This is a genomic window from Shewanella sp. SG44-2, assembly GCF_014164215.1.
GTDB lineage: Bacteria > Pseudomonadota > Gammaproteobacteria > Enterobacterales > Shewanellaceae > Shewanella > Shewanella frigidimarina.
Map to the genome: position 1 here is coordinate 1 of NZ_JACJEU010000070.1, position 1,256 is coordinate 1,256.

Annotated in this window: 1 protein-coding gene; it reads right to left on the reverse strand. The window is 41.9% G+C overall.

Translation table 11 applies throughout. The annotated features are described in order from the left end of the window. Positions 1 to 43: 43 nt before the first annotated feature. Positions 44 to 1,185, reverse strand: a protein-coding gene (locus H5181_RS20275) for an IS3 family transposase (RefSeq protein WP_182751890.1) whose coding sequence is annotated in 2 segments (ribosomal slippage) — positions 44 to 933 and positions 933 to 1,185 — 1,143 coding nt in all. Because the reading frame shifts where the segments join, the coding sequence is not laid out codon by codon here. Positions 1,186 to 1,256 lie beyond the last annotated feature (71 nt).

Sequence of the window (1,256 nt, forward strand, 5' to 3'; positions counted from 1 at the left end):
TGATGTGGTCAACTAAATCTGTACACCAACAGGAGTTGCGTCTTTACGCTGCCATTTCGGCTGCTGTTGGCGCCATATAATTGTTATAACTATGACCCCGTTTTATATTGTAGTGCTTCAATATATAATTCAGCACATCATGCTTTGCTTCATCAAAACTGTTGTAGCCATACTTAGGCATCCATTCTGTTTTAAAGCTTCTAAAAAAACGTTCCATTACCGCATTATCCCAGCAGTTTCCTCGTCGGCTCATGCTTTGAGTTATCTGATATTTCCAAAGCATTTGTCGATACTGAAGGCTACTGTAGTGACAACCCTGATCAGAGTGAAACACTACGTTTCTTGGACGCCCACGACTTTCAAATGCCATTCTTAATGCTGCACAGGTCAAATCAGTATTCGGACTGTCAGAGCACGCCCAACCCACAATCTTTCTCGCGTATAAATCCATTACCACCGCTAAATAGAGCCATTTGGTTCCAGACCAAACATAGGTCACGTCACCACACCAAACCTGATTTATTGCTTCAACGTTAAACTGCCGCTTTAACAAATTAGGGGCTATTTTAGATTCATCATTTGCTATCTTGTAACGATGCTTTCTGGGTTGGTTACTGATTAGCCCTGCATCTCTCATTAAACTCGCGGCCTTATAACGGCCAACATTTTCACCCAGTTGATTAAGCTGGCCTGCTATCGTTCTTGCCCCTGCAGAGCCACGACTATCACGGTGGATTGCAATCGCTTGCTGGCGCAATTTTTCTCGTTCAGGCTTCACTAATCCACGATGTTTGAGATGATAATGGTAGCTGCTTCGCGGTATTTCAAATAAATGACAAAGCTGTTTGACGATGTTCTGCTCTCTCGATAACGATTCAATTAACGCTATCGTTTGATGTTGTCTTGCATTAAGAGAGCGGTAGCCTTTTTTAGGATGTCTTTCTCCCATTCAATCTTCTTAATTTGCGCTTCAAGCTCTTGAATTCGTTTTTGCTCAGGAGTGATGGCATGAGATGATGGGGTAATACCTTCAAATTCTTGTCTAAGTTGAGTCACCCAACGTCTAATCGCTGTTGGACCTGCCCCCGTAGCCTTGGAAGCTTCACTCGTTGTGTAACCTTGTTTAATAACGAGGTTTGCAGCATCTATTTTAAATTCTGTTGAGTAAGTTGGTTGAGTTTTCATTACTTTTTTACACCGTTTTATCTTAAGGGAAGTTTACCTCAATCGGTGTACAGATTCATTAAGCCACAATA